General features: G+C 35.3%; 20 protein-coding genes. 14 read left to right on the top strand and 6 right to left on the bottom strand.

What is annotated here, in order from left to right; genetic code table 11:
• Positions 1-50 precede the first annotated feature (50 nt).
• Both tsaE and IEW94_RS12340 read left to right on the top strand, forming a co-directional pair.
• Positions 51-479: a tRNA (adenosine(37)-N6)-threonylcarbamoyltransferase complex ATPase subunit type 1 TsaE gene (gene tsaE, locus IEW94_RS12345; protein WP_308423697.1), complete on the top strand. Its 429-nt coding sequence runs from the start codon at positions 51-53 to the stop codon at positions 477-479.
• Positions 480-734: 255 nt separating this feature from the next.
• Positions 735-1,277 carry a hypothetical protein gene (locus IEW94_RS12340; RefSeq protein ID WP_229669518.1) on the top strand — a complete coding sequence of 181 codons (543 nt, stop codon included), beginning with the start codon at positions 735-737 and terminating at the stop codon, positions 1,275-1,277.
• Positions 1,278-1,293: 16 nt separating this feature from the next.
• Here IEW94_RS12340 and IEW94_RS12335 read toward each other — a convergent pair whose 3' ends face one another.
• Positions 1,294-3,726: a TonB-dependent receptor domain-containing protein gene (locus tag IEW94_RS12335; protein WP_188653488.1), complete on the bottom strand. Its 2,433-nt coding sequence runs from the start codon at positions 3,724-3,726 to the stop codon at positions 1,294-1,296.
• 193 nt (positions 3,727-3,919) lie between these two features.
• On the opposite strand from IEW94_RS12335, the gene IEW94_RS12330 reads away from it, so the two are divergent.
• The 4 genes from IEW94_RS12330 (at position 3,920) to IEW94_RS12315 (ending at position 7,312) form a co-directional block, all read left to right on the top strand.
• The gene (locus IEW94_RS12330; protein WP_188653486.1) at positions 3,920-5,119 is read left to right on the top strand and encodes an alanine dehydrogenase; all 1,200 of its coding nucleotides are present in this window, start codon (positions 3,920-3,922) and stop codon (positions 5,117-5,119) included.
• A 38-nt stretch (positions 5,120-5,157) separates the two neighbouring features.
• Entirely contained in the window at positions 5,158-5,529 is a 372-nt protein-coding gene (locus IEW94_RS12325; RefSeq protein WP_188653485.1) for a hypothetical protein, read from the top strand.
• Between the two features lie 3 nt (positions 5,530-5,532).
• Positions 5,533-6,126: a sugar transferase gene (locus IEW94_RS12320; RefSeq protein WP_188653483.1), complete on the top strand. Its 594-nt coding sequence runs from the start codon at positions 5,533-5,535 to the stop codon at positions 6,124-6,126.
• A 106-nt stretch (positions 6,127-6,232) separates the two neighbouring features.
• Complete coding sequence (locus IEW94_RS12315; RefSeq protein ID WP_188653481.1) at positions 6,233-7,312, top strand: SDR family NAD(P)-dependent oxidoreductase; 1,080 nt, start codon at positions 6,233-6,235, stop codon at positions 7,310-7,312.
• 16 nt (positions 7,313-7,328) lie between these two features.
• On the opposite strand, the gene IEW94_RS12310 is transcribed toward IEW94_RS12315, so the two are convergent.
• Positions 7,329-8,504, bottom strand: a complete 1,176-nt coding sequence (locus tag IEW94_RS12310) for a proline dehydrogenase family protein (protein WP_188653479.1) — start codon at positions 8,502-8,504, stop codon at positions 7,329-7,331.
• 92 nt (positions 8,505-8,596) lie between these two features.
• Here IEW94_RS12310 and aroB point away from each other — a divergent pair, with 92 nt between their 5' ends.
• The 3 genes from aroB to IEW94_RS12295 all read left to right on the top strand — a co-directional run bounded on the left by aroB (position 8,597) and on the right by IEW94_RS12295 (position 11,099).
• Positions 8,597-9,664: a 3-dehydroquinate synthase gene (gene aroB / locus IEW94_RS12305; protein WP_188653477.1), complete on the top strand. Its 1,068-nt coding sequence runs from the start codon at positions 8,597-8,599 to the stop codon at positions 9,662-9,664.
• A gap of 265 nt (positions 9,665-9,929) precedes the next feature.
• On the top strand, positions 9,930-10,241 hold the full coding sequence (locus tag IEW94_RS12300; protein WP_188653475.1) for a hypothetical protein: 312 nt from the start codon (positions 9,930-9,932) through the stop codon (positions 10,239-10,241).
• A gap of 111 nt (positions 10,242-10,352) precedes the next feature.
• On the top strand, positions 10,353-11,099 hold the full coding sequence (locus IEW94_RS12295; protein ID WP_188653473.1) for a tyrosine-protein phosphatase: 747 nt from the start codon (positions 10,353-10,355) through the stop codon (positions 11,097-11,099).
• Here IEW94_RS12295 and IEW94_RS12290 read toward each other — a convergent pair.
• The 4 genes from IEW94_RS12290 to IEW94_RS12275 all read right to left on the bottom strand — a co-directional run bounded on the left by IEW94_RS12290 (position 11,088) and on the right by IEW94_RS12275 (position 17,386).
• Positions 11,088-13,481, bottom strand: a complete 2,394-nt coding sequence (locus IEW94_RS12290; RefSeq protein WP_188653471.1) for a GumC family protein — start codon at positions 13,479-13,481, stop codon at positions 11,088-11,090. The two genes, IEW94_RS12295 and IEW94_RS12290, sit on opposite strands and share 12 nt — an antisense overlap.
• Before the next feature lie 9 nt (positions 13,482-13,490).
• On the bottom strand, positions 13,491-14,213 hold the full coding sequence (locus IEW94_RS12285; RefSeq protein WP_229669517.1) for a polysaccharide biosynthesis/export family protein: 723 nt from the start codon (positions 14,211-14,213) through the stop codon (positions 13,491-13,493).
• Between the two features lie 93 nt (positions 14,214-14,306).
• The gene (locus IEW94_RS12280) at positions 14,307-16,259 is read right to left on the bottom strand and encodes a polysaccharide biosynthesis protein (RefSeq protein WP_188653469.1); all 1,953 of its coding nucleotides are present in this window, start codon (positions 16,257-16,259) and stop codon (positions 14,307-14,309) included.
• On the bottom strand, positions 16,256-17,386 hold the full coding sequence (locus IEW94_RS12275; protein ID WP_308423696.1) for a DegT/DnrJ/EryC1/StrS family aminotransferase: 1,131 nt from the start codon (positions 17,384-17,386) through the stop codon (positions 16,256-16,258). Before IEW94_RS12275 ends, IEW94_RS12280 begins: the two co-directional genes overlap by 4 nt.
• Before the next feature lie 1,063 nt (positions 17,387-18,449).
• Here IEW94_RS12275 and IEW94_RS12270 point away from each other — a divergent pair.
• The 5 genes from IEW94_RS12270 to IEW94_RS12250 all read left to right on the top strand — a co-directional run bounded on the left by IEW94_RS12270 (position 18,450) and on the right by IEW94_RS12250 (position 24,773).
• Complete coding sequence (locus tag IEW94_RS12270; protein WP_188653465.1) at positions 18,450-19,448, top strand: SDR family oxidoreductase; 999 nt, start codon at positions 18,450-18,452, stop codon at positions 19,446-19,448.
• Positions 19,449-19,666: 218 nt separating this feature from the next.
• Positions 19,667-20,953: a nucleotide sugar dehydrogenase gene (locus IEW94_RS12265; RefSeq protein ID WP_188653463.1), complete on the top strand. Its 1,287-nt coding sequence runs from the start codon at positions 19,667-19,669 to the stop codon at positions 20,951-20,953.
• Between the two features lie 28 nt (positions 20,954-20,981).
• Entirely contained in the window at positions 20,982-22,511 is a 1,530-nt protein-coding gene (locus IEW94_RS12260; RefSeq protein ID WP_188653453.1) for a lipopolysaccharide biosynthesis protein, read from the top strand.
• Between the two features lie 3 nt (positions 22,512-22,514).
• On the top strand, positions 22,515-23,798 hold the full coding sequence (locus IEW94_RS12255) for a hypothetical protein (protein ID WP_188653451.1): 1,284 nt from the start codon (positions 22,515-22,517) through the stop codon (positions 23,796-23,798).
• Positions 23,799-23,804: 6 nt separating this feature from the next.
• Entirely contained in the window at positions 23,805-24,773 is a 969-nt protein-coding gene (locus IEW94_RS12250; RefSeq protein WP_188653449.1) for a polysaccharide pyruvyl transferase family protein, read from the top strand.
• Positions 24,774-24,813: the final 40 nt, after the last annotated feature.

The raw sequence follows: 24,813 nt of genomic DNA, 5'->3' as shown, positions 1-24,813 counted from the left end.
TTTTTTAAAATATATTTGGTATCATTGCAGTAAATTATAATGTGTTGAAAATGAAGTATACCCTAAACGCAATTGATGAAGTGGCATCACAAATTATTAGTTGCTTAACTTCAAAAACAATTTTGTTGTACGGTAATATGGGTGTAGGCAAAACAACCTTGACAAAAGCCTTGGTCAAAGCGTTAGGTAGTGATGACGAAGTGAGCAGCCCTACATTTTCAATAGTAAATGAGTATGAAACCCAAAATGATAAGATATATCATTTTGATTTGTACAGAATAAAAGATTTGGAAGAAGCCTACAGTTTTGGAATTGAAGAGTATTTATATTCTAACAATTGGGTCATTATAGAGTGGCCAGAACTAATTGAGAGTCTGCTTCCAAAGGAGGTAGATAGATTGGATTTGGAATTAAACCCAGATCATTCCAGATTTTTAAAATTAAATTTTGAGTCTAATTTAGATAAACAAGTATGCTAAGCTTTATGAATAAATAACATATATCAACTCTGGTTTTTGAAGGTTTACGGTAAAACCGCAACACGTTTTTTTAAAATACATTGTTTTTAACATAATTTTAACATTTCACCTAAATCTTCAGGATACTTTTATATACTTTTGAGGTATTAATTAATTAATCCCTTAAAATTATGAAAACTAAAAAGTATGTAATTGCATTAGCAATTTTCGGAGGTATGTTGTTTACAGCTTATGCTGCTAACACAATGAACCAAAATGAGCAACAAACAGCTAAAATCGAAAGAAGCGCAATCCGAATTCCTTCGGCTGGATAAAAAAAGTATGATTATAGGGAGTATAATTGCTACATTAATAGCAATTACTCCTTATCTGTTTTACTTATATGAAAGTGTTCCAAACATCCGTGTTTGGAACACTTTTTTATTTACGTATGACAGTAAATATTATGGCAGTGTTTTAACCGTTGCTTGGACGTTAACAGGTAAACTAATACCTTTATATTTATTATTTATTTGGTTTTTTACCTGTCGCCATTGGTGGTACCATGCCTTATTGGTGCCCATAGCTATGTATGCTTATCAAATATTTATTACTTTAAATGATGACTTACATTATGTTGACTCAAATCAATTGATATACTTAATACCCATTATGGCTGTGATTGTGCCTTCTATTTATTTAATAAGAGCACAGATTTTCAATAAAGTCAATACAGCAAACAAATCCTTGCAGGAACTAGAGGATGAATTTAAAGTGTCACCTAAATCCTTTTGGGATAAGATTAAGCAATATTTTTAAAAGAAAAAATAGATAATTAATTAGATTTAGAGTTCAGCCGATCACGTTCATCCAGCTCAATGGGCTTTTGATTGGTTTTTAAATGGGTGTTTCCAAATTTGTAGTTAAACCCTATTGTTAGTAATCTATTTTCCATTCTCGAGTTTGTAAACAGATCTTGATTTAAATACTTATTGGTTTGTGTAAAGTTTTGGGTGTTAAATAAGTCAGAAACACCAATGCTTAATGAAGCTTTATTGTTCCAAAGTGTTTTTCTGAAATTAATATCCAACCCATGTCTGCTACTATAAACAGAAGATCCTTCAACAATTGGTGAAATATATAAATAGGATACTTCGGCTGTTAGGCTCCTATCCTTTAAAAATGAGAAATAATTAATGATTTGAGAGTAAAAAGACCATTTATCATTTGTAATCAACTCATTATTGCTTTCCTGGGCGTAAAATTGACCTTCATAGTAGAACAACGACGATAACACGTATATGTTCCAGAAGGAGTTAAGTTTTGTATAGGTTGTAAAATCCAGTCCGTACGAAATATTTTTGTCAATGTTGGTATTGATGTATTTTAAAATATTATTGTCATTGTCTTGAAAAGTGATTTCAAGGGTCGGGTTATTTTCATAACGATAATACGCTTCAAATGTATAGGTTTTATTGATAGTGTAACCCAAAATAAACACATCATCAATTTCAGGTTTTAATCTTGGGTTTCCAGTTACATAGGCATTGTCATTTAAATAATATTTAAACGGATTTAACTCACTATATCTAGGCCTGTAAATGCGTTTGTTGTAATTAAAATACAACTCATGGTGCTCATTAAAGGTATGCAACACATGAAACGATGGAAAAAACTTAGCATAGCTGCTCTTATTGACTTGCCCTGTGGATAAAGAATTCCCTGTAATATCGGTATATTCAACACGTAGTCCCGATTTAAAGCTCCACGTTTTCCAATCTTTAGAATAACTGGTATAACCAGCATAGTTCATCTCATCATATAAAAACGTATCGGAGTTTTGTATATCTTCTATTTTTTGATTGTTTTCAAAAATATATTGCCTTAATACGCTTTGTGAATTAATACTGGATAGCTTACCCCCTGTTTCAAAACTCTCAGAATCGGTAATTGGAAGCACGTAATCTATCTGTCCCGTATATAATTTGATTTTTTGGCTAGAGAATGTTTGAAATCTATTGTTTCTGAAGGCATCGGTTTCGTTGGGCAAAAAGTAACCGGTATCAACATTTTGGTAACTTGAAAAATCATAATTGGTATGATGTGCATTTGCTGAAAGCGTTTCCCCTGCCTTTTTGAATTTATGGATATAATCCAGAGTAAAGGCCAGATTATAGGTTTCATCAACCAATCGATTGGATGTGTTGAACATAGAGTCCAAAACACTATTTGAATCAAAGACCTCGGTTAATGAATTGACAAACGTTTTGGTGTGTTCTCTTGGCGACACTAAAATATTTGAAGAAAAACCAATGCTGTTTTTGGCATTCAGTTCATAATCTATATTGGCATTGATGTTTTGTGTAGCTGTTTCCCGGGTTCTTTTAAAATCGGTTTCCCAGCTGGATATCACCTGATTGTTTTCAATAAAATTGACAGATTCAGTATTGTGCCTAAAATCTTTTCTTGGGCTAATATTGTAACTCAAAAAAGCATCAATTTTATCAGTTTTAAAAAAATGGTTGGTACCCAAAGCGTATTTTGGATATTCTGAGCCTTGCTTATAGGTGCCAAAAATACTGCCATTGTAACCTGCTATAATATTTTTACTGGTTATGATGTTAATAACTGACCCGCCTTCTGCTTCATATTTTGCAGGTGGACTGTCTATAACTTCAACGGATTTGATCGTATTGGCCGAGGTGCCTTCCAATAATTGCACGACCTCATTTGAAGATAAATGTACTTTCCTATCATTAATGTAAATAGTTGGTGCGCCGTTTGATGTGCTAATGGCATCATTAAAAACCAAAACGCCAGGCGTATGTTTTAAAATATCAAACACGTTTCCGTTGGAGAGTGTGCTGTTTTCAACGTTAAAGACCAATCGGTCAACCATGCGTTTTACTGTTGGACGCTTAGCTATAACAGTAACGTTATCTAAATTTTCTGTTTGTTCCTTAAGTACAATTGGTTTATAATTGATGGTTCCATGTAATGATACCGTATCAGTATACGTTTCAAAGCCTAAAAAACTCACTTTTAAAATGTAATCATCGGCTTTTAAGCCTTCAAACTTAAAAAAGCCATGGTCATCACTTGTCGTTCCTTTGATGAAAGTAGTTTCTGAAACAGACTGTAAAGTAATATTAGAAAAAGCAACAGGCGCATTGTTTTCATCGTTAACAACACCTTTCAAAGTGTATTCTTGAGCAATACACGTAAAAGAATATAATAAGAAAATAAGAGATGATATTCTTATAGCCATATAAAAAATTATTTACAAACTTAAAATAATTAAATTAAAATCCTTGGGGTATATTATGTAATAGTAAAAAAAATGAAAATTTAATATCTTTTGTAAACCCAAATCCGATGAAATGCATAATTTATTTTAAAATTACGTTTATGCATTCAAATATTTATTCGTAATTTGATTTTTATTAAATACGTTACTGACCATGTCAAAATCACTATCCCCGTTCACTAAGCAACAACTTTTGCCACAAGAGGAAACGTTGGAAATTTTTAAACGCAAAGGTGAATTGTTTATAGGTATTCCTAAGGAAACAGCATTTCAGGAAAAGCGGGTTTGTTTAACGCCAGACGCCGTTTCTGCACTGGTTAATAACGGCCATAAAGTACTTTTGGAAGCGGGTGCCGGTAATGGTGCTAGTTTTAGTGACAAGGATTATAGTGAAGCGGGTGCCGAAATCACTAAAGACACGGCCAAGGTATATGCCTGCCCCATGATTTTAAAAGTAGAGCCGCCCAGTCTAGAGCAAATTAAACTCTTGAATCCGCAGACGATTTTGATTTCGGCATTGCAATTGAAAACGCAAAGCAAGAAATACTTTGAAGCATTAGCGTCTAAACGGATTACTGCTTTGGCATTTGAATTTATTAGGGATAACGACGGCATTTATCCAGCTGTAAGGTCATTGAGCGAAATAGCTGGTACGGCCTGTGTATTGATAGCTTCTGAACTACTATCCAATAGCACCGAAGGTAACGGACTTATGTTTGGAAACATAAGTGGTGTACCACCAGTAGAGGTTGTGATAATAGGTGCCGGCACCGTTGGTGAATTTGCCGCAAGAAGTTCTATTGGTCTAGGGGCCAATGTCAAGATATTTGATAATTCATTGTCTAAGTTAAGACGTATTCAAACCAATTTAGGAAGGACGCTCTTCACATCAACACTTCAACCTAAGAACCTTACTAAAGCCTTAAAACGATGCGATGTGGTTATCGGCGCGGTTAGGGGAACTAACAGAGCGCCTATTGTTGTGACTGAAGCCATGGTGGAATGCATGAAAAAAGGAGCAATAATCATTGATGTGAGCATTGACATGGGAGGTTGTTTTGAAACCAGTGAAGTGACCACGCATAGAAATCCAACCTTTGTCAAGCATGATGTCATTCATTATTGTGTACCCAATATTCCAGCCAGATATTCCAGAACGGCATCAGTATCAATAAGTAACATATTTACACCTTATTTATTAAAGATAGCCGATGATGGCGGTATAGAAAATTCTTTGAGATTTGACAAGGGTTTAAAAAATGGATTGTATTTTTACCACGGTATTTTAACCAATAAATCGGTTGGAGAATGGTTTGATTTAAAATACAGTGACATTAATCTGCTCATATTTTAGTTTTCAAATTTACATCCAACAAAACATAATAATTAAAAATGAAATTAATACAGCGTGTTGGATATTATCTTGGCGGCTTTTCTATGGGACTAGTTATTCTGGCAGTAGTTTTAAATGGTAAGCATGTGTCCTGTAGTTATGGTCCAGAAGCCAGGGTTTTAAAAGACATTGGTTCTAAACGGATTATATTCAGCCCAGTTGTTCAAACGGCTTTACAAGAAAATAAAATAGATTCAACCACTATCAATCAAATTTTAAAAGGCGGCTCCATAAATTTTTCAGATAGCCAAGCCAGGCACAAACCCTGTGGAATTTATGCCATTGAAAATAAGGATGAGAAAAACCCAATTGTTTTAACCGTTGAAAATTGTGATACTCTAGCGACCATTACCAACATTCACATCAAATAGCTCATGGTAAAACGCCTTTTTGATGTTGTTGTATCGCTGTTAGGTCTTATTATCCTCACTCCTATTCTGTTACTTATTGCCATTCTTATCAAATTGGATTCCAAAGGTCCCGTACTGTTCATTCAACCTCGTGTGGGGTTGCACAATAAAGATTTCAACATCTTTAAATTTAGAACCATGGTTGTAGAATCTGACAAAAAAGGGTTGTTGACCATAGGAAACAATGATTCAAGAATCACTCGCATTGGCTATTTTTTGCGGCGTTATAAAATTGATGAATTTCCGCAACTCATTAATATTTTAATAGGAAACATGAGCTTTGTAGGGCCCAGACCTGAATTGAGACAGTATGTAAACTATTACCACGAAGATGATATGGTTGTGTTTTCAGTAAGGCCAGGTATTACGGGGTTGGCATCCATTGCATTTAGAAACGAAGTGGAACTACTAAAAAACGCTGAAGATCCAGAGCAGTATTTTATCCATTCCATCATTCCAGAAAAATTAAAACTCAACAAAGCCTATATCAAAAAGAGAGATTTTTTCTTTGATTTAAAGCTGATAGCCATAACCGTGGTCAGGGTTTTAACCAAATAAAGGGATTATCTTTCATAGCAATGAAATTGTTTAGGGTTAACGCGTTATTTTTTATATTTTGCATAAGCCTTTTAACCATGATATCTGTTTTTAAACGACAGGCTCTATGAACCAAACCAATTTTAACCGAATTAAAAAATTATTGGACGATTCTGGTTTGCTGTCACAAGCCAAGCAGGAAGCAATTGCAGATTTTGATTTCTCCAATGAAACCATTTTGATTACGGGAGCAGCTGGTACCATTGGTAGCGGCATTGCCAAACAACTCATCAAGTGTTCTTTTAAACAGCTTGTGTTACTGGATAATGCGGAAACCCCTCTTTATTTTTTGCAAAAGGAACTGGAATTGCTTCAACTAAACAAGCTTCATTTTATAGTGTCTGATATTCGTGATGAACATGCCATGAAAGAGCTGTTTAAAACCTGGAAGCCATCACTGGTTTTTCATACAGCGGCCTATAAACATGTGCCGTTAATGGAATCAAATCCTTATGAAGCCATTAAACTGAATGTTTTAGGGACTAAAATACTGGCAGACCTGGCATTAAAACACCGTACCAAGAAGTTTGTGTTCATATCGACTGATAAGGCGGCAAACCCCATAAGCGTGATGGGTATGACAAAATGGATAGCTGAAACCCATTTAGATGGATTGAATACCCTTAATAAAACAACATTTTTAATAACACGATTTGGAAATGTATTGGGTTCAAACGGATCCTTAATACCCTTATTTAAAAAACAAATCCAAGAGCAAAATGCCATTACCATTACCCATAAAGCAGTAACTAGATATGTTATAAACAAAAACAGGGCGTGCCAGCTAATTTTAAAAATAGCAAGTCTTGACCATTGGAAATCATATGTATTCACATTTGATATGGGCAAACCGATCAAAATCATTGATTTGGCCAATGTATTTATTCAGTTGCAAAATATAAAACCAGCTAGTGACGTAAAAATCAATTTTATAGGATTACGGCCTGGTGAAAAGCTGCATGAGGACATGATTTCTGATTATGAAAAATTATGCCCGACCGAATACAGTGATATTTGGTACATTATACCAAAACAAAAAAAAGAACAACCAGTCTTCAATCTAAAACCTCTACAAAATATAAAGGCTTTCCAGACAGTTTCAGATATAAAACACATAATATCTAAATTTTGCCAGGAAAACCTTTAAGAGTGCTTTGTAAATATCACTTAAGATTTCTACGTTTTTTTTCTTTGGTTATAAGTGCAAGCTCACGTCCCGTTTGACCAGCTACTGAAGTGTTTTCTTCGGCACGTCTAATCAAGTATGGCATCACATCTCTTACAGGTCCAAAGGGAATATATTTTGCAACGTTATAACCTCTGTGTGCCAAATTAAAACTAATGTGATCACTCATACCATAAAGTTGTCCAAACCAAATACGCTCATCATTGTTTTTTAAGCCTTTTTCTGCCATTAACCGCATCATGATATATGAACTCTGTTCATTATGTGACCCAGAAAACAATGACATGTCTTCTATATGATCCAACATATAGGCAACGGCCAAATTAAAATTAATATCGGTGGCTTCTTTACTAGTGCACATGGGTGACTCATAACCTTTATCTTTGGCGCGTTCATTCTCTTTTTCCAGATAAGCACCTCGCACTAACTTATAACCAATATAATAGCCTTTTTCCTTGGCACGTTTATGTTCTTCTTTCATAAAGTCCAAACGGTCTTTACGGTACATTTGCAACGTATTAAACACAATAGGCTTTTCAGTGTTGTATTTTTCCATCATTTGGGTTACCAAGGCATCTGAGGCGTCTTGCATCCAAGTCTCTTCGGCATCAATCAGTACCGCTATATCATTTTCCTTACCGCGTTTACAAACCGTGTCATATCGGTTTACTACTCTTTGCCATTCTTCCTGTTCCTTTTGTGTCAAGGCTGCTCCCTTGCCCACTTTTTCAAAAAGTTTTAACCTACCAAACCCAGTGGGCTTAAAAACAGCAATGGGCATAGCCTCTTTCTCTTTGGCAAAGTCCATGATTTTTAAGGTGGTATTCATAGCAGCATCAAACTCCTTATCATTAGCTTTTCCTTCAACTGAAAAATCCAAAACTGAACTTACCCCCTTTTCATACATCCTATCAATTACCGGTAAGCAATCCGTTTCATTAACACCACCACAAAAGTGGTCAAAAACCGTCGATCGAATCAATCCTTCTATGGGTAAATGCGCCTTGATGGCAAGATTGGTGGCTACTGCACCAATTTTAACCAATGGCTCAATAGAAATCATTTTAAACAAGTAATAAGCCCGTTCAAGTTCTGAATCACTTTTAAGTGCAAAAGCAATTTCAGTATTATCAAAAATTGGATCGTTTTCCATGTTATAAAAATTAATGCAAATATAATTATTGTTACACTACCATATTATACAAAATCTCCTTATTTTCACGCCCTAAATAACTTTTTTTACATATGGATTCCATCACAGCAAACAACGCTATTATACATTTCAATGAGAATTGTTATCAGTCTTTAAATCAGCATATTAAGACAAATAATTTTTCCAAGATTTTTATTCTTGTAGATGAAAATACACATGCATGTTGCTTGCCAATCCTATTGGAACAATTAGAAACAACTAGCAACATTGAAATTATAGAAATTGAAGCTGGAGAAACCCATAAAACCATTGAAACCTGTGTTGGTGTTTGGAATACTTTGTCTGATTTTGACGGTGACAGAAAAAGCTTGCTCATCAATGTAGGTGGCGGCGTGGTAACCGATTTAGGTGGTTTTGTAGCTTCTACTTTTAAGCGAGGTATTGCCTATGTTAATATCCCTACAACACTCCTTTCAATGGTTGACGCATCGGTTGGTGGCAAAACAGGTGTTGATTTGGGGACCTTAAAAAATCAAATAGGCGTCATTAGTTCACCAGATTTAGTACTTATTGATACACAATATCTAAATACCTTGCCACAAAACCAAATGCGATCAGGCATGGCAGAAATGCTTAAACATGGTCTGATAAGCAGTGAAGCTTATTGGAATAAGTTTAAAGACCTTTCAAAATTAACGCTGGATGATTTGGATGAATTGATTTATGAGTCCATACTCATTAAAAAGCACGTCGTAGATGTGGACCCATTTGAAAACAATCTTCGTAAAACACTTAACTATGGACACACACTGGGACATGCTATTGAATCGTATTTTTTAAGCAATCCCAACAAAACAGATTTATTGCACGGTGAAGCCATCGCCGTTGGTATTGTATTGGCAAGTTACATTTCAACCAGATTGGTTGGCTTACCTATGGAAACAACTACTGAAATAAAAGCGGTGTTCAATAATTATTATGGTATAATAGATTTTGAGGAATCCGATTTGAAGCCCATTTTTGAATTGCTCAAGTACGATAAAAAAAACAACCACGGCAATATAAATTTTGTGCTTCTAGAGGCCATAGGAAAGCCCAAAATAGATTGTTTGGTTGAAGATGCCATCATTCTTGAGGCTTTTAAATTTTACGCTTCCTGATTTTAGATTAAAAAAAAATTGTAACTTTATAATATTAGCGTTTGTATTGAAATAAACCTTGTGTTTATTGCCAATAAGTTTTTTATTAGGATAGATCATACCGCCTTAGGAATCATTCCCAAAGTGATCATTAAGTATGATAGCACAGTAAAAAATAATAATTAAATGATCTACAGATGAAACACCTGTAAGAGAAATAACTTCACATATGATTATGATTTAATGGGGTATTACACATGACCTCTAAAAGAATAAATACTAGCATATGAAACGAATTATTGTTGATTACAAAAAGTTAACTCCAGAATTGCTCAAACTCTTGACTGAGAAATTCCCTGATGGCTATAGTGATAAAGACATTATTACCTTTGATAACCATCGTAACGAGACCGTTGAAGCCGTTCAAATAACAACAGACGACACCATCTATTTGGTAAAGGTTAGTAGTAAACTGCACTATACCATGACCAATTTTGATAGTGATGACTTTGAAGTGGACGAGCTTGGCAATGTAGTGGTTGATCCTGATTTGGACAATATTATAGAGCCAAATGTATTTAGTGATGAAGAAGAGTAGTTCATAAGACGTCTAGGATTAGTACAATTGTTTAACTTTTAATCTATATTTGCCCATAATAGTCAATAGCCGTCAAAAAAGCACTATTCTTATAACCTACTGCCAAATATTATGGTCACAATATTTTCAAAAAAACTGTTTCTTACGGATTTACTGGAGGGCTTTGTTGATATCCACTGCCATATCTTACCGGAAATTGATGATGGTGCAAAATCAGTTTCGCAGAGTATACAGCTCATAAAAAAAATGCAGGATTTAGGTGTGCAACAGTTTATAGCAACGCCTCATATCATGCAAGACTTCTATCCCAATGATGACCAATCCATTGGTAATGCCTATCAAAACTTGATTGCAGCCTTAGCCAAAACAAAAAGTAATGATGTGGTGATCAATCCATCTGCAGAATACATGATGGACAGCCATTTTGAAAAATTATTGGATAACAAGAATCTATTTCCTTTAAAAGAAAATTATGTACTGGTTGAAATGTCTTATTTGCAACCACCTATTAATTTAGAGGCTATCATACATAATATAATTTTGAAGGGGTACATACCGGTACTGGCGCATCCTGAGCGCTATCCTTTTTACCATAACAAAAAAGAGTACTATAAAATACTCAAACAATTAGGATGTTTGTTCCAACTCAATTTATTATCATTAAGTGAACATTATGGCAAAAGTATTCAAAAAATGGCTTTGTATTTATTGGAGGAAAACCTGATAGATTTTGTGGGCAGTGATGTTCATAATGATAACCACATTCATAAATTAAGTAATTTGGTACTCACTAAATCCCAAAAAAAATGGGTAGTTCAAAGTATTGAACAAACAAAGACTGATTTTTTAGTGTCTTGAAAACCGTTTAAAAAATGATTTGCGTTTAGGAGCGCCGTAATAACCATATTTAGCACCATACCCAAAATTAGCTTGATCCACATCGTTTACAACCAGCATCATACCTTTTAATTTGTTATTGGCATGCAATTCTTTAGCAAATTTCAAAATGGGTTTTTCTGTGTATTCAGCACGTGTCATGTAAACGGTATGTCCTGCAAAATGACTAAACAACAAGGTGTCAGTCACTAACATAGCTGGAGCGGTATCAACAATCACATAATCATATTGTTCAGATACTTTATCAAACAAAGGTTTCATGCGGTCACTCATCAATAATTCTGCTGGATTTGGTGGCACTTTTCCTGATAGCATAACATCAATATGGTTCTTACCAACTTCATACGAGTTGATCGCTTCACCTACAAGAACAGAATCATCAGCCAAATATTCAGTAAGACCAATTTTAGCTATTTTATCTTTTTTCTTTTTTAAGGGCTCTAAATCAATTTTTGGATTTCTGATATCGGCTCCTATCAATAGCACACGTTTATCTGTATTGGCAAAGGTAAGGGCTAAGTTCATACTGAAAAATGATTTACCTTCACCATTAATGGTAGAGGTTACAAATATTACGTTATCATAATCTTTTACATGTCTGCCGCGCCTAACGTAATCAAAATTGGTTCGGATAATTCTGAAAGACTCTGATAATAAAGACCTGTCGTTTCGTTGCACCAAAGGTGTATGCTTGCTTTTTATCTTAGGAATCTCACCCAAAATAGTCATATTGGTGATAACCTGTTCTAAATCTTCTTTATTATGGATTTTGGTATCCAGTAAATCTTTGACATAAATAACTGAAAATGGTAAAAAGAGCGCTAAGAAAAACGCGCCAATATAAATCATTCTTTTATTAGGCGATACCGGGCTATCATATCCATAGGCACTATCAATAATTTTTAAGTTTGGAGACGTTGATGTTAACGTAATGGCTGCTTCTTCCCTTTTTTGTAGCAAATATAAGTACAAGGATTCCTTGATACCTTGCTTACGCTCAATGGATCTCAACTTGCGCTCTTGGCCCGGTACGGAATATATTTTGGAGTTAATACGATCAGACTGGTTTTCAAGACTCGCTATTCTAATCTGCAATCCTTTTTTTGAATTTTCTATATTTTGACGTAAACTTTGTCGGATACTATTCAATGACTGGTCTAATTCAACAACCACTAAATTTTTTTCACCGGCACTTCGTAAAAGTCGTTCTCTATTGGCCAATAATTCACTGTAGCGGGAAGCAAGCGCACTAATAGCCGGATCGCCAGAGCCTAAATTAGCAGGAATAGGTTCAAAAGATGCATTATCGTCACCAAGAGACTCTTCCATGTAGTTAAGGACACGTAATTGCGTTTTACTTTCATCTAAAACCTGTTGGTTTTGGGCATTTGAACTTAAAAACTGTCCAGCTTCAGAGGACACATCCGTAATTTTATTGCCAGTTTTAAACCGAACAATACTATCGTCTACATTTACTAAATCAGACGCAATTAAATCAATACGTTTGTCAATAAATTCAGCCGTATTTTTAGAACGAATATTTTTCACATAGGATGTATAGGCGTCATATTCACTAATAAGGGTATTGATGATGTCTTTGGCGCGCTCAGGAACGGCATCTACTAAATTAATAGAAATCACTTTGGATGATTTTCCTGACTGATAAATACCTATTGAATTTCTTAAACGTTCAGTAACGTCTTGTAATGGTGTTAATTGAACTCTGATATTGCTACCTATCAAAGATGCTTTAGATTCTGATTTGGGGGTAATCACCATCCCACCAAAAGGTGTTGGTATAGTTTCCCCAAACACTACTTTTTTAGGTGTATCCTCCTCATTGATACGATAATTAAAGCCAAGATCAGAGTTAATGTCTATAAAAAAATTAAAACGCGTATTGTTGATAATAGAATCAGAAGCGATAAAATTTATGGCTATGGGAATGTTTTTATATAATTCGGTCTCAATTACCCTACCCTGTGTAAAATATCGAATGTTTAAATCCAGTTTATCTGCGACCTCATTAATCACACCACGAGAACTCAATACCAAGATTTCATCTTCAACCTGGGCATCTTCCTTTTCTGAAAACAAAGAAATATCCTTAAAAACCGCACTGGGATCTGAGGCATCTGTGTCACTAATCAACATAATATTGGCGACAGCTTCATATTTAGGAATTTGATAGCGTAGGTACAAATGGGCTAATCCTAAAAAAAGAGCAATACAAAGCAAGAACCAAGCCCATTTTTTTGTATATAATGAAATGGTTTTTTTGAGATTAAAAGGTTCATTGGATTGTTGTACATCCAGCATATTTGTGTTGTTATCTGAAATCATAAATACATCTTATCTTCTAGTTACAAATATAAGGGCTGTTGTCAATATAAAAGAGGTAATGCTGATAATAGTTCCAATACGAGAATCGCCCGAAGCTCCACTGATAGCAGAATTATTAGGCTCTACATAGACCACATCATTTTGGGTTAAATAATAAACAGGCGAATTAAAGACCTCTTTATTGGTTAAATCAACTCGTGTATAGGTTTTAGTGCCATTAAAATCCCTGATGACCAATATATTGTCTCTTCGTCCTTTAATATTCAAATCACCAGCCAAAGCTAAGGCCTCTATTAAAGTAACGCGTTCCCCAGAAATCACCTTTGTGCCAGGGCTGTTTACGGCACCTAAAACAGAAATTCTAAAATTTTGAATTCTAATGTTAACAATTGGGTCTTTTAAATAGCCATCCGATAATTTCTTCTTGATCAGCTCTTTGGCTTCTTCTACGGTCAATCCCAAAAGCTTGATTTTTCCTAAGACTGGAAAATCAATATTACCATCAATATCAATTAAATAATCAATTAGTTGACCAGTGTTACCGGTACTCTTAATCAAATTAAACGGTTTGCTGGCCTCCACATCATAAGTAGACACATAGATACTAACAATGTCATTAACTTTCAATTTAGGTGTAAAAGTATCGGTATCTACCATAGTTTCAAAATTTTTGGCATTTTGAAAATATACAATGTCATGCTTGGTAGCACATGATGTTACTAATAACACCATGCAAAACATCATAAATATATTTAGCCGGATACCTGATAAAGTGGATATTGTCATCGTTTAGTTATTTGGGGAAAAATCAATGTATTTCAATTGCTATAAATTAATAAAAGTTTTATCTACGGTATTGGATAATATTCCTTTGGCTTGTTCGTAAACACGCACCCGTTTATCAAATTTCTCGTAATCGGAGTTATTCGATTTATACTCTGGAATCAATTGTTTCATTTTCAACACAATATTATTGTGTTGAAAACGATTGGTGATGCACAAGGCTTCAATATCAGCTTTCACTTTTTCATAATCCAGTTCGCGGGTCTTACTGATCATGATTTTTTTATTGTAAGTTGACAAGGTGTTTTCTCCATTGGCCAATAATTCCTCATAGAGTTTTTCTCCAGGTCGTAATCCAGTGATTTTAATATCAATGTCCTCAGGAAAACGTAGTCCTGACAATTTAATCATGTTCAAGGCAAGATAATAAATCTTGACCGATTCACCCATGTCAAAAATAAATATTTCACCACCTTTACCCATTGTGCCAGCTTCAAGAACCAATTGAGAAGCCTCAGGAATGGTCATAAAATATCGAGTGATATCTTTATGTGTCAAGGTTAAAGGACCACCGTTTTCAATTTGCTTTTTAAATAATGGAATTACAGAACCGTTAGATCCCAGTACGTTTCCAAAACGCGTGGTAATGAATTTCGTTTTACTTTCTTTTTGTAAACAACTAATGTACATTTCGGCCATACGCTTGGTAGCACCCATCACACTGGTTGGGTTGACCGCTTTATCCGTAGATATAAACACAAACTTTTTAACGTTATAACGAGAAGATATATCAGCTAATATTTTAGTGCCGTTCACGTTTATTTTGATGGCCTCATAAGGCGATGCTTCCATTAATGGTACGTGTTTATAGGCTGCTGCATGAAAAACCATGGTAGGCTTATGCTCTTGAAAAATACCGTCTATACGCAATCCATCTCGGATATCAGCAACAATAGCGGTGAAATTGTATTTACCCTGTTGTTTTAGGTCTTGCTGCAAGTCATATAATGGTGACTCTGCTTGGTCAATCAAAATCAAATGCTTGACCGCAAAATTGGATAATTGCTTTACCAACTCACTGCCTATGGAGCCGGCAGCTCCAGTAACGACAACCGTTTCACCATTAAATTCGTTTAATAAATTAGGATTATCAATCTGTATGGGGGCTCGACCCAATAAATCTTCAATCTGTACTTTTTTGATTTGGTTGGTGCTCAACTCACCATTGATCCATTGTTCAATAGGTGGCACCTTGGTAACCTTAACGTTGGTATCTATCAAAGAATCAATCAAATGCATCAAGTGATTGGTATCTATGTTTTGGGTAGCCACAACAATTTCATCAATGTGATGGGCTCTAACATAGTTAGGAGTAACGGTATTATAGGATACAATAGGCACCCCATTTATAAGCTTGCCGGATTTTTTGATGCTATCATCAATAAAGGCACAGACCTCAAATCTGGTTTTCACATTGTTCACCAAGGCATTATAGGTAACCAGCCCTGAATCACCAGCGCCATAAATCATGACTTTTTTTGAAGCCATAAGTCTACATTTAGCATAGCGATATAACACTTTAAACAGCAATCTGCTGGCACTGAGCGACATAAAACTGATAAGTGCATGAATAACAAGAATAGATAAAGGAATGGTAAACCCAGGTATCAAATTAGTAATACGATTAAAAACCACAAGGAAAGCAGTCATAAATACCATGAGTGATACCGATTTAAATAAATTGATCACATCGGTAAAACCCGTATGTCTAATAACACTTTTAAAAGACCCAACAATCAAAAAACTACAGGCAGCTATTACAAACAAGATAGGCAACTGTACTAAAAATTGGGCAATATCAAAATCGAGGGTAAAATTAAAGCGAATAACATAAGCAATAAAAAAACTAACCAATACAATGGATAAGTCAATCCCTAATACGAGCCATTTAGAGGCATATTTTTGAGAATAATAAGCAAAGTAATGTTTAATCATAATGAGAGGGTATTTGTAATTATTTGGAGCACACGTTCTAAATCGTGCTGTGTTAAGTTTGATCCACTGGGCAAACAAAGCCCTTGATTAAATAAATGTTCCGAAACACCATTGCTAAATGAAATAGCATCCTTAAATACGGGTTGTAAATGCATGGGTTTCCATAAAGGTCTAGACTCAATGTCATCTTCCAATAAGGCCAACCGAATACGCTCACGTTGTTCATAAGATGCTGTAACGATACAACTTAACCATCGGTTTGAATAAAAGCCCTTGGGCTCATCCAAAAATTGGATGGACTCAAAACCCGACAAATGGGTTTTATAAAAATCATAATTGGCACGTCTGGCTTGAACCCGCTCATCCAGAACGGTCATTTGGCCTCGTCCTATTCCAGCCAACACATTGCTCATACGGTAGTTATAACCAATAGAGGAATGTTCATAATGGGACGCGTGATCACGGGCTTGTGTAGCTAGGAAGACTGCTTTGTTTTTTTGTGCTGTAGATTTGGTAACCAACGCACCACCACCAGAAGTAGTGATAATCTTATTACCATTAAAGGATAAAATACCTAAATCAGCTAATGTGCCACAAGGTTGCTCAAAATAGGTGCTTCCCAAAGCTTCAGCACTGTCCTCAATCACAGGGATGTTGTAAGCCTTGGCTATCGCATGGATTTCCTTGGCTTTATAGGGCATACCATATAAGTGTACCGCAATAATAGCCTTTGGTTTTTTATAGTTTTTTATACGATCTTGAATGGCTTGTTCCAATAATTCTGGGCTCATGTTCCAGGTTTCGGTTTCGCTATCAATAAATACAGGAGTCGCTCCTTGGTAGATAATTGGATTAGCAGAAGCCGAAAAGGTAAAACTTTGGCAGAGTACTTCATCACCTTGACCTACACCCAATAGCTGAAGCGCCAAATGGATGGAAGCGGTGCCAGAACTCAACACTGCTACATGAGTGCTGTGCCCCAAATAAGATTCTATGGCTTGTTCAAAACCATCAACATGAGGCCCTAAAGGCGCAATCCAGTTGGTGTCAAAGGCATCTTGCACATACGTTTGTTCCAACCCACACATGTGTGGTGATGATAAATATAGTTTGGTCATGGTCAACATCTAATCCCTAATTAAGAGGAGTGTAAGAAACATCAATTTAGCGCATAATATATCAGGACAACTATAATGATTGCCTGTTCATGATACTTCAAATGTGTGTTTTGTGAATTCCCCTATTCATAAAAAACAAAATCAACTTAATTAATCATTAATTTAAATCAGCTATGCATAGATTTTACTAGAACAGATAATTTGTAATAGATAATACACATAGATTTCAAATTAATTCGTTTGCTATTAATCAATTCAATCTTGAGTTTTACGGTGTAAATTTAGTAATTGTTTCAATGCAACAAGACAATGAAATGGTTAATTCGCTAAAACCATTGTAAAAATCGGTTAACAGCATAATAGGAGTAATTTCATCCAATACTTCAACACATTTATCGATTCAGTAGCTGCCCTGAGCAAAGAACTATACTAAATCTAGTATCTTCAAGTCATTTCAAATGCAGTGAGAACTTTTAAATCAGCGAAGCTAAATCACATAAAAAGCATATGATGAGAACCTGAAACTAGTTCAGGTTGACGTAAGGAATCCTGCTTATTGTGAATTATTTTATTTTAAAAAAAAGAATCATTTCGATTGAACTGGAAAATCACATTATTTAAATAACAAAAATTTATAGTTAATTTCACTATTCACCATTCACTATTCACCACTCACATCTCCCCGCTTGTCAGTTCGAGTATTTTTCGCAGAAAATTGTATCGAGAACCATATAAACACATAAACGAATAAACGCAAAACAAGAAAATCGTATCGAGAACCATTTACATCTCACTACTCACCACCCATCACTGCGAGCAACGCAAAACAAATGCATCACATTCATGAATAATTTCAAAATATATTTTCTCTCCTCTCTACTCTCTTTTCTCTATTCTATTTTCTTAATATCAACTCACCATTCACCATTCACCATATCTACTTATCGATAAAAACAGTATCTTTATCAGTTACACTGTACGTTTATCGTAAAAACAAGGACTTAATATAAATAAAACGAAAGTTTAGGTATTTTTTTACATATTTGTGGCGCTATTAATAAACCCAAATCAAATGCAGTATCAAGAATTGAAAGAGATTCACGGTGCCAAAGTCCTGGTTACAGGCGGTGCAGGCTTTATAGGATCCAATCTGTGCGAAACACTTTTAGAACACGGTATTAATGTAGTCTGTTTGGATAATTTTGCAACTGGAAAGCGCGAAAACATACAGCCGTTTCTATCAAATTCCCTGTTTACACTAATTGAAGGTGACATAAGAAATCTAACCGATTGCCAAACGGCCTGTCAAGGTGTGGATTATGTTTTGCACCAGGCAGCTTTGGGCTCGGTACCTCGCTCTATTAAAGACCCTATTACCACCAATGAGGTGAATATCTCCGGATTTTTAAATATGTTGGTGGCAGTACGGGATGCTAAGGTAAAGCGATTTGTTTATGCAGCCAGTTCGTCAACCTATGGAGACCACGAGGCCCTGCCCAAAGTTGAGGAGGTCATTGGCAAACCGCTATCACCCTATGCCATTACTAAATATGTCAATGAATTGTATGCCGATATATTTCATAAAACCTATCAATTGGATACGGTGGGCTTACGTTATTTCAATGTCTTTGGAAGGCGACAAGATCCTAATGGTGCTTATGCAGCGGTCATTCCAAAATTCGTGATGCAATTAATGGAACATGAACCCCCCGTTATTAACGGAGATGGTAGTTATTCAAGGGACTTCACCTATATTGATAATGTGGTACAAATGAATGTGCTGGCCATGACAACAAGCAATCAAAACGCTTTGAATACGGTTTATAATGTAGCCTATGGCGAACGCACTACCCTATTGGAACTCACAAATATATTGAAAACCAACCTGGCAACTTTTGATCCAGCTATCAAAGCTATTGAAATCAAACACCGTGACAACCGATTAGGGGATATCCCCCATTCTTTGGCCTCCATTGACAAAGCCAAACAATTATTAAATTACCAACCAAAATATGATATTGCCAACGGTATTAGAGAAGCCGTAACATGGTATTGGGAACATTTAAAATAATATGCGTCATTGCGAGAAGTCCTGATAGAATCAGGACGACGAAGCAATCTACTATTTAAAAAAATAGAAATCAAGGTGTGTGAAGTAATAAATCAACAACGAATAAACGCAAAACAATAAAAATGTCAGTTCGAGTGATTTTCGCAGAAAAATGTATCGAGAACCAAACAAACCAAATCAACACATAAACGAATAAACACATCAACAAAAATACACACATGAAAGATATAAAAATTGCGGTCATTGGTCTAGGCTACGTTGGATTGCCCCTAGCCCGCCTGTTTGCCACCAAATATGATGTGGTAGGTTTTGACATCAATCAAAAACGCGTGCATCAATTACGCCAAGGTACCGATGTGACTTTGGAGGTGGATGATACGGTATTGAAAACAGTATTAAAATCAAAAAAAGTAGTCGGTAACGGTCTCTGGTGTTCGTCGCAACTGGATGATATTAAGGACTGCACGTATTACATTGTAACAGTTCCCACACCTATTGACAAAAATAACCGTCCTGATTTAACACCGCTTTATAAATCCAGTGAAACCGTTGGAAAAGTCTTGAAAAAAGGCGATATCGTAATTTACGAATCCACGGTCTATCCGGGGGTTACAGAAGATGAGTGTGTGCCGGTGTTGGAAAAAATGAGTGGACTAACATTCAATAAAGACTTCTTTGCAGGCTATTCACCAGAACGCATCAACCCGGGCGATAAACTGCATACAGTCGATAAAATTTTAAAGGTAACCGCAGGCTCCACGCCTGAGATTGGTAAACAAGTCAACGACCTATATGCCAGTGTCATTACAGCAGGAACACACCTCGCGCCTACCATCAAGGTGGCCGAAGCGGCTAAGGTGATTGAAAATTCACAACGCGATATCAACATTGCCTTTGTGAATGAGTTGGCTAAAATATTTAACTTAATGGATATCGATACCCATGCGGTTTTGGAAGCTGCTGGCACCAAATGGAACTTCTTACCATTCAAACCGGGCTTGGTAGGTGGACATTGTATTGGGGTAGATCCCTATTACTTGGCACAAAAAGCGCAAGAGGTTGGCTACCATCCAGAAATTATTCTAGCAGGCCGTAGGGTCAATGATGGCATGGGCCAATATGTGGCGTCAGAAGTGATTAAACTCATGGTACAGCACGACCTTCGCATCAAGGATGCCAACATTTTGGTGTTGGGCATTACCTTTAAGGAAAACTGTCCGGATGTCCGCAACACCAAAGTGGTGGATGTCATCAGGCAACTGCAAAGTTATGGCACGCAAGTGACCATTTATGATCCTTGGGCCAACCCAGAGGAGGTTATGCATGAATACGGATTGACCACCACCAACCAATATCCTAAAACAGTCAAAGGCTTTGATGCCATCGTGCTGGCCGTGGCACATCAAGAGTTTTTAAAAGAACCACTTGCCCCCTTATTAAATCCAAAAGGTGTATTATATGATGTCAAAGGAATCCTTAAGGAGCATGTTGATGGATGTTTATAAACATTTCAAAACCTAAAAATCAATCATTGTGAGTCAACTAAAAAAAGGTGCTGTATTAAATTACGTTATCATTTTCCTAACAAATGTGGTTGGGCTTTTCATTACGCCATTCATATTAAATCATATTGGGAGTGCACAATATGGTATCTATACAGCTATTGGTGCTTTGATAGGCACTATTTCGGTACTTGATTTGGGTCTTAATAGTTCTATTGTCAGGTTTGTGGCAAAATACAGGGCTGAAGGAGATAGACGAGGTGAAGAAAATTTTTTGGCAACCACCATGATTCTTTACAGTATAATTTCATTTACTATTATTGTAGTAGGATTGATATTTTATGGTTATATAGATACCTATTTTACAAAAATGACTCCAGATGAAATTGAGATAGCAAAAACGATTTTTATTTTGTTGATATTTAATTTAGCTATAGGATTACCAGGGGGTAGTTTTAGGGGTATAAGCTATGGGTATGAAGTTTTTGTCTTTCCTAAAACGGTTAATATCATTCGATATGTTTTAAGAACCTTAGTAGTAGTTGCTGTGTTGATAATGGGCGGCAAAGCTATAGCATTGGTTATTATTGATACTGTATTTAATATTTTGTTTATAGCCATAGAGTCCTATTATGTTTTTTTTATATTAAAAGTTCGTTTTAAACTCCATGAGTTTAAATTAAAATATGTAAAGCAAATTTTTAGTTACTCGCTTTGGATTTTTGTATTTTCAATAGTCAGTATGTTTCAATGGAAAGCGGGACATTGGGTATTGGGTAGAATAGCCACGCCAGAAGTATTGACTATTTATGGCATTGGCATTGTTTTAGGGACCTATTATGGCACGTTTTCAACGGCTATTTCTGAGGTGTTCTTGCCTAGAGCCACAAAAATGACCGTTGGTAATGCATCTGGTGAAGAACTAACATCCATGATGATTAAAATTGGACGTATTTCATTTATTGTATTAATGTACATACTAGTAGCCTTTGCGTCTTACGGCAATCAATTTGTGTATTTATGGGTTGGCAAAGAGTTAGGGGTTGAGGGCAGCCATAAAATTTGGCTAATAGCATTTTTAATTATGTTAGCATATACCTTACCACTATTGCAAGGCTTTGGCAATTCCATTCTTGAAGCCAAAAACAAATTAGCCTTCAAAGCCATCCTATACATCTCGTTTTTGTTTTTAGGCGTTATTTTAGGAGCCTTTTTGGCCAGATCCTATGGAGCCTTAGGAATGATATCAGGAACGGTAACGGGCTGGCTGATTGTACAAAACGTGATGAATTTTTATTATAATAACGTCATAGGCCTCAATATCTTAAGGTTTTTTAAGGAAATTTTCCATAAAACATTCTTGACGGTCTTGCTCTTGGTAGGAGTTGGTTATTTGATAAACCTGCTTCCAGGGGATGGTTGGTTTAATTTTGTTTTTAAAGCGGGCTTATACAGTATCATCTATTTTCCCGCCATGTATGTATTAGGAATGATAGATTATGAAAAGGAATTGTTCACAAAGCCAATACAATCATTAATCGTTAAATTAGGCAAAAATTAAATCATGAAAGGATGTGTTTTAAATTCAATAGAGTTTTTAGAAAATGGGCATAAAATTTCATTTGATTATGAAATAAGTACGTCTTTCTCTAAATATTTTAATATTGAAAATAAATTTTATGCAAAATATGATAAAGATGTTAGTAGCACACCACTAAGTATAGCTGTCGTACCCTTTTTAGCAAATGTAATGCCTATTGCCTGGTTTGCTGGGTTTGATGTATGTGTTGATGAGCTGGATAAAACATTTTTTAATGCTTTAAAAATACTGAAACAGCAGTTTGAGAAACACCATCCCAAAATAAAAAACAAAGGTAAACTGATATACAAGAAGTTAGTTGACAACAAATTTGAGGGGAATCATTCCATGTTACTGTTCAGTGGTGGTTTGGATTCATTTGAATCATTGACCCGTAATTATGACAAAGATCCCTATTTGGTTTCCATACATGGAGCAGATGTTCAAATTAGTGATCAAAAAAGATGGCATCAGTTTAAAGAATTCAATGAAAAAGAACCTATAATAGATAAATCAAAATTAACCTATATTGAATCAAATCTAAGGGATTTCTATACGTATAAAGTTGATTTACTAATAAAGAATATTGGTTGGTGGGGAGAAATTCAGCACGGTATGGCACTATTAGGGGTGTTGGCACCACTGTCTGCCCTATTGCAGGCAACCCAAATATTTATAGCGTCATCAAACACAAGTGAAGTGGATTTTAGCTGGGGGTCAAGGCCTGAGGTTGATGAAAATATGAAATGGGCCAATATACATGTAAAACATGATGGTTACCAGTTTCGAAGACCAGAAAAAGTAGCCAATGTTGTAGACTTTGCTAAACAACACCATCAAAATATCAATTTAAGGGTTTGTTATTCTGAACTGCGAAATGGTGCCAATTGCAACAGATGTGCTAAATGCCAACGAACCATGTTTGGTATTATTTTAGCAAATGATAATCCTGAAAAATACGGCTTTAAAATTCCAAATGATTTTTATGAATTAGTATTGTCCAATTTTAATAAAAAAACGCAAATGAGTACCGGTCTAAAATACGAATGGTGGTGTTTGCAGGAAAAAGCAAAAGAAAACAAGCCATTTTTTGTGATAGCCAATTTGGATAAAGAGCGCGCTTTCATTCAGAAATTTATTGACTTGGATTTACAAAAAACAATTAAAACAAATACAGATAACATAGATAGAATCCATCGATTGAAATTTATATTGCAACATAAATTCTCTGGATTATACAATTTTTACAAACAAATAAGATATAAATAAACAATCATGAAATACGGCTTACTTAATTATATTGAAAACCAAAAATATTTTAATGTTGGTGATAACATCCAAAGCTTAGCGGCTAAGCAGTTTTTACCTAAAGTAGATAAATATATTGATAGAGAATCTTTAGCTTCTTATGATGGAGATCAAGTCAAATTGATTATGAATGGTTGGTTTATTCACAATACAACCAATTGGGTGCCATCTGATAAAATAATACCTTTATTTGTATCATTTCACATGAACAATACTGCGGCTCCATCCATGTTAAGTGATAAAGGGATTGCTTATTTAAAAAAATATGAACCCATTGGCTGCAGGGATGAGTTTACCGTAAAAATTTTAAATGAAAAAGGCATAGAAGCGTATTTCACAGGCTGTTTAACCTTGACACTGGATTCTTATAAAGTAGATGATTCTGAAAGAGGAGAAGATGTCTACATTGTCGATCCACTTTATAACTACCCTAGCAAACAAAGGCTATTTTACAATTCTAAAGTTACAATCAAAAATTTATTGAATGGAAAAGCCCTTCAGCTTAGAAAAAAGCAAAAACATCTAGAAAAAATTATTAGCAAGGATATATTAGAAACAGCAAAATATATAGACCAAGAGCCATTAAATAATATAACAGACCAAGAAAAATTTAAGATGGCAGAAGACCTATTAAAAAGCTATGCCCGCGCTAAACTGGTCATCACTTCCAGGATTCACTGTGCCCTACCCTGTTTGGCCATGGGAACACCTGTTATTTACATAAACGGGTTTGATAGTTTTGTGGATTCATGTCGTTTTGATGGAATTTTAGAATTGTTCAACCGTATAGATATTAACAGCCAGACTGGGGCATATAACGCAAACTTTCCTTTGGAGGGAAAAATTGACGCCAACACAATGGTTGAAAACCTTGGATTGCATCACAAATTGGCAGAACCACTAAAAGAAAGATGTAAAAAATTTATAGCTGAATGATTAATTCTAATATTGTTATAAAAAATTAAATAAATCGAAA

Source organism: Yeosuana aromativorans, from assembly GCF_014646655.1.
Taxonomy (GTDB): domain Bacteria; phylum Bacteroidota; class Bacteroidia; order Flavobacteriales; family Flavobacteriaceae; genus Yeosuana; species Yeosuana aromativorans.
The sequence above is the reverse complement of the archived record's forward strand: the minus strand, read 5'-3'. Positions and strand labels throughout refer to the sequence as shown.

Bases quoted from the DNA above. Each gene is read 5' to 3' on its own strand.
- tsaE (WP_308423697.1), top strand. From the start codon at position 51: ATGAAGTATACCCTAAACGCAATTGATGAAGTGGCATCACAAATTATT.
- IEW94_RS12340 (WP_229669518.1), top strand. From the start codon at position 735: ATGAGCAACAAACAGCTAAAATCGAAAGAAGCGCAATCCGAATTCCTT.
- IEW94_RS12335 (WP_188653488.1), bottom strand. From the start codon at position 3,726: ATGGCTATAAGAATATCATCTCTTATTTTCTTATTATATTCTTTTACG.
- IEW94_RS12330 (WP_188653486.1), top strand. From the start codon at position 3,920: ATGTCAAAATCACTATCCCCGTTCACTAAGCAACAACTTTTGCCACAA.
- IEW94_RS12325 (WP_188653485.1), top strand. From the start codon at position 5,158: ATGAAATTAATACAGCGTGTTGGATATTATCTTGGCGGCTTTTCTATG.
- IEW94_RS12320 (WP_188653483.1), top strand. From the start codon at position 5,533: ATGGTAAAACGCCTTTTTGATGTTGTTGTATCGCTGTTAGGTCTTATT.
- IEW94_RS12315 (WP_188653481.1), top strand. From the start codon at position 6,233: ATGAACCAAACCAATTTTAACCGAATTAAAAAATTATTGGACGATTCT.
- IEW94_RS12310 (WP_188653479.1), bottom strand. From the start codon at position 8,504: ATGGAAAACGATCCAATTTTTGATAATACTGAAATTGCTTTTGCACTT.
- aroB (WP_188653477.1), top strand. From the start codon at position 8,597: ATGGATTCCATCACAGCAAACAACGCTATTATACATTTCAATGAGAAT.
- IEW94_RS12300 (WP_188653475.1), top strand. From the start codon at position 9,930: ATGAAACGAATTATTGTTGATTACAAAAAGTTAACTCCAGAATTGCTC.
- IEW94_RS12295 (WP_188653473.1), top strand. From the start codon at position 10,353: ATGGTCACAATATTTTCAAAAAAACTGTTTCTTACGGATTTACTGGAG.
- IEW94_RS12290 (WP_188653471.1), bottom strand. From the start codon at position 13,481: ATGATTTCAGATAACAACACAAATATGCTGGATGTACAACAATCCAAT.
- IEW94_RS12285 (WP_229669517.1), bottom strand. From the start codon at position 14,213: ATGGTGTTATTAGTAACATCATGTGCTACCAAGCATGACATTGTATAT.
- IEW94_RS12280 (WP_188653469.1), bottom strand. From the start codon at position 16,259: ATGATTAAACATTACTTTGCTTATTATTCTCAAAAATATGCCTCTAAA.
- IEW94_RS12275 (WP_308423696.1), bottom strand. From the start codon at position 17,386: ATGTTGACCATGACCAAACTATATTTATCATCACCACACATGTGTGGG.
- IEW94_RS12270 (WP_188653465.1), top strand. From the start codon at position 18,450: ATGCAGTATCAAGAATTGAAAGAGATTCACGGTGCCAAAGTCCTGGTT.
- IEW94_RS12265 (WP_188653463.1), top strand. From the start codon at position 19,667: ATGAAAGATATAAAAATTGCGGTCATTGGTCTAGGCTACGTTGGATTG.
- IEW94_RS12255 (WP_188653451.1), top strand. From the start codon at position 22,515: ATGAAAGGATGTGTTTTAAATTCAATAGAGTTTTTAGAAAATGGGCAT.
- IEW94_RS12250 (WP_188653449.1), top strand. From the start codon at position 23,805: ATGAAATACGGCTTACTTAATTATATTGAAAACCAAAAATATTTTAAT.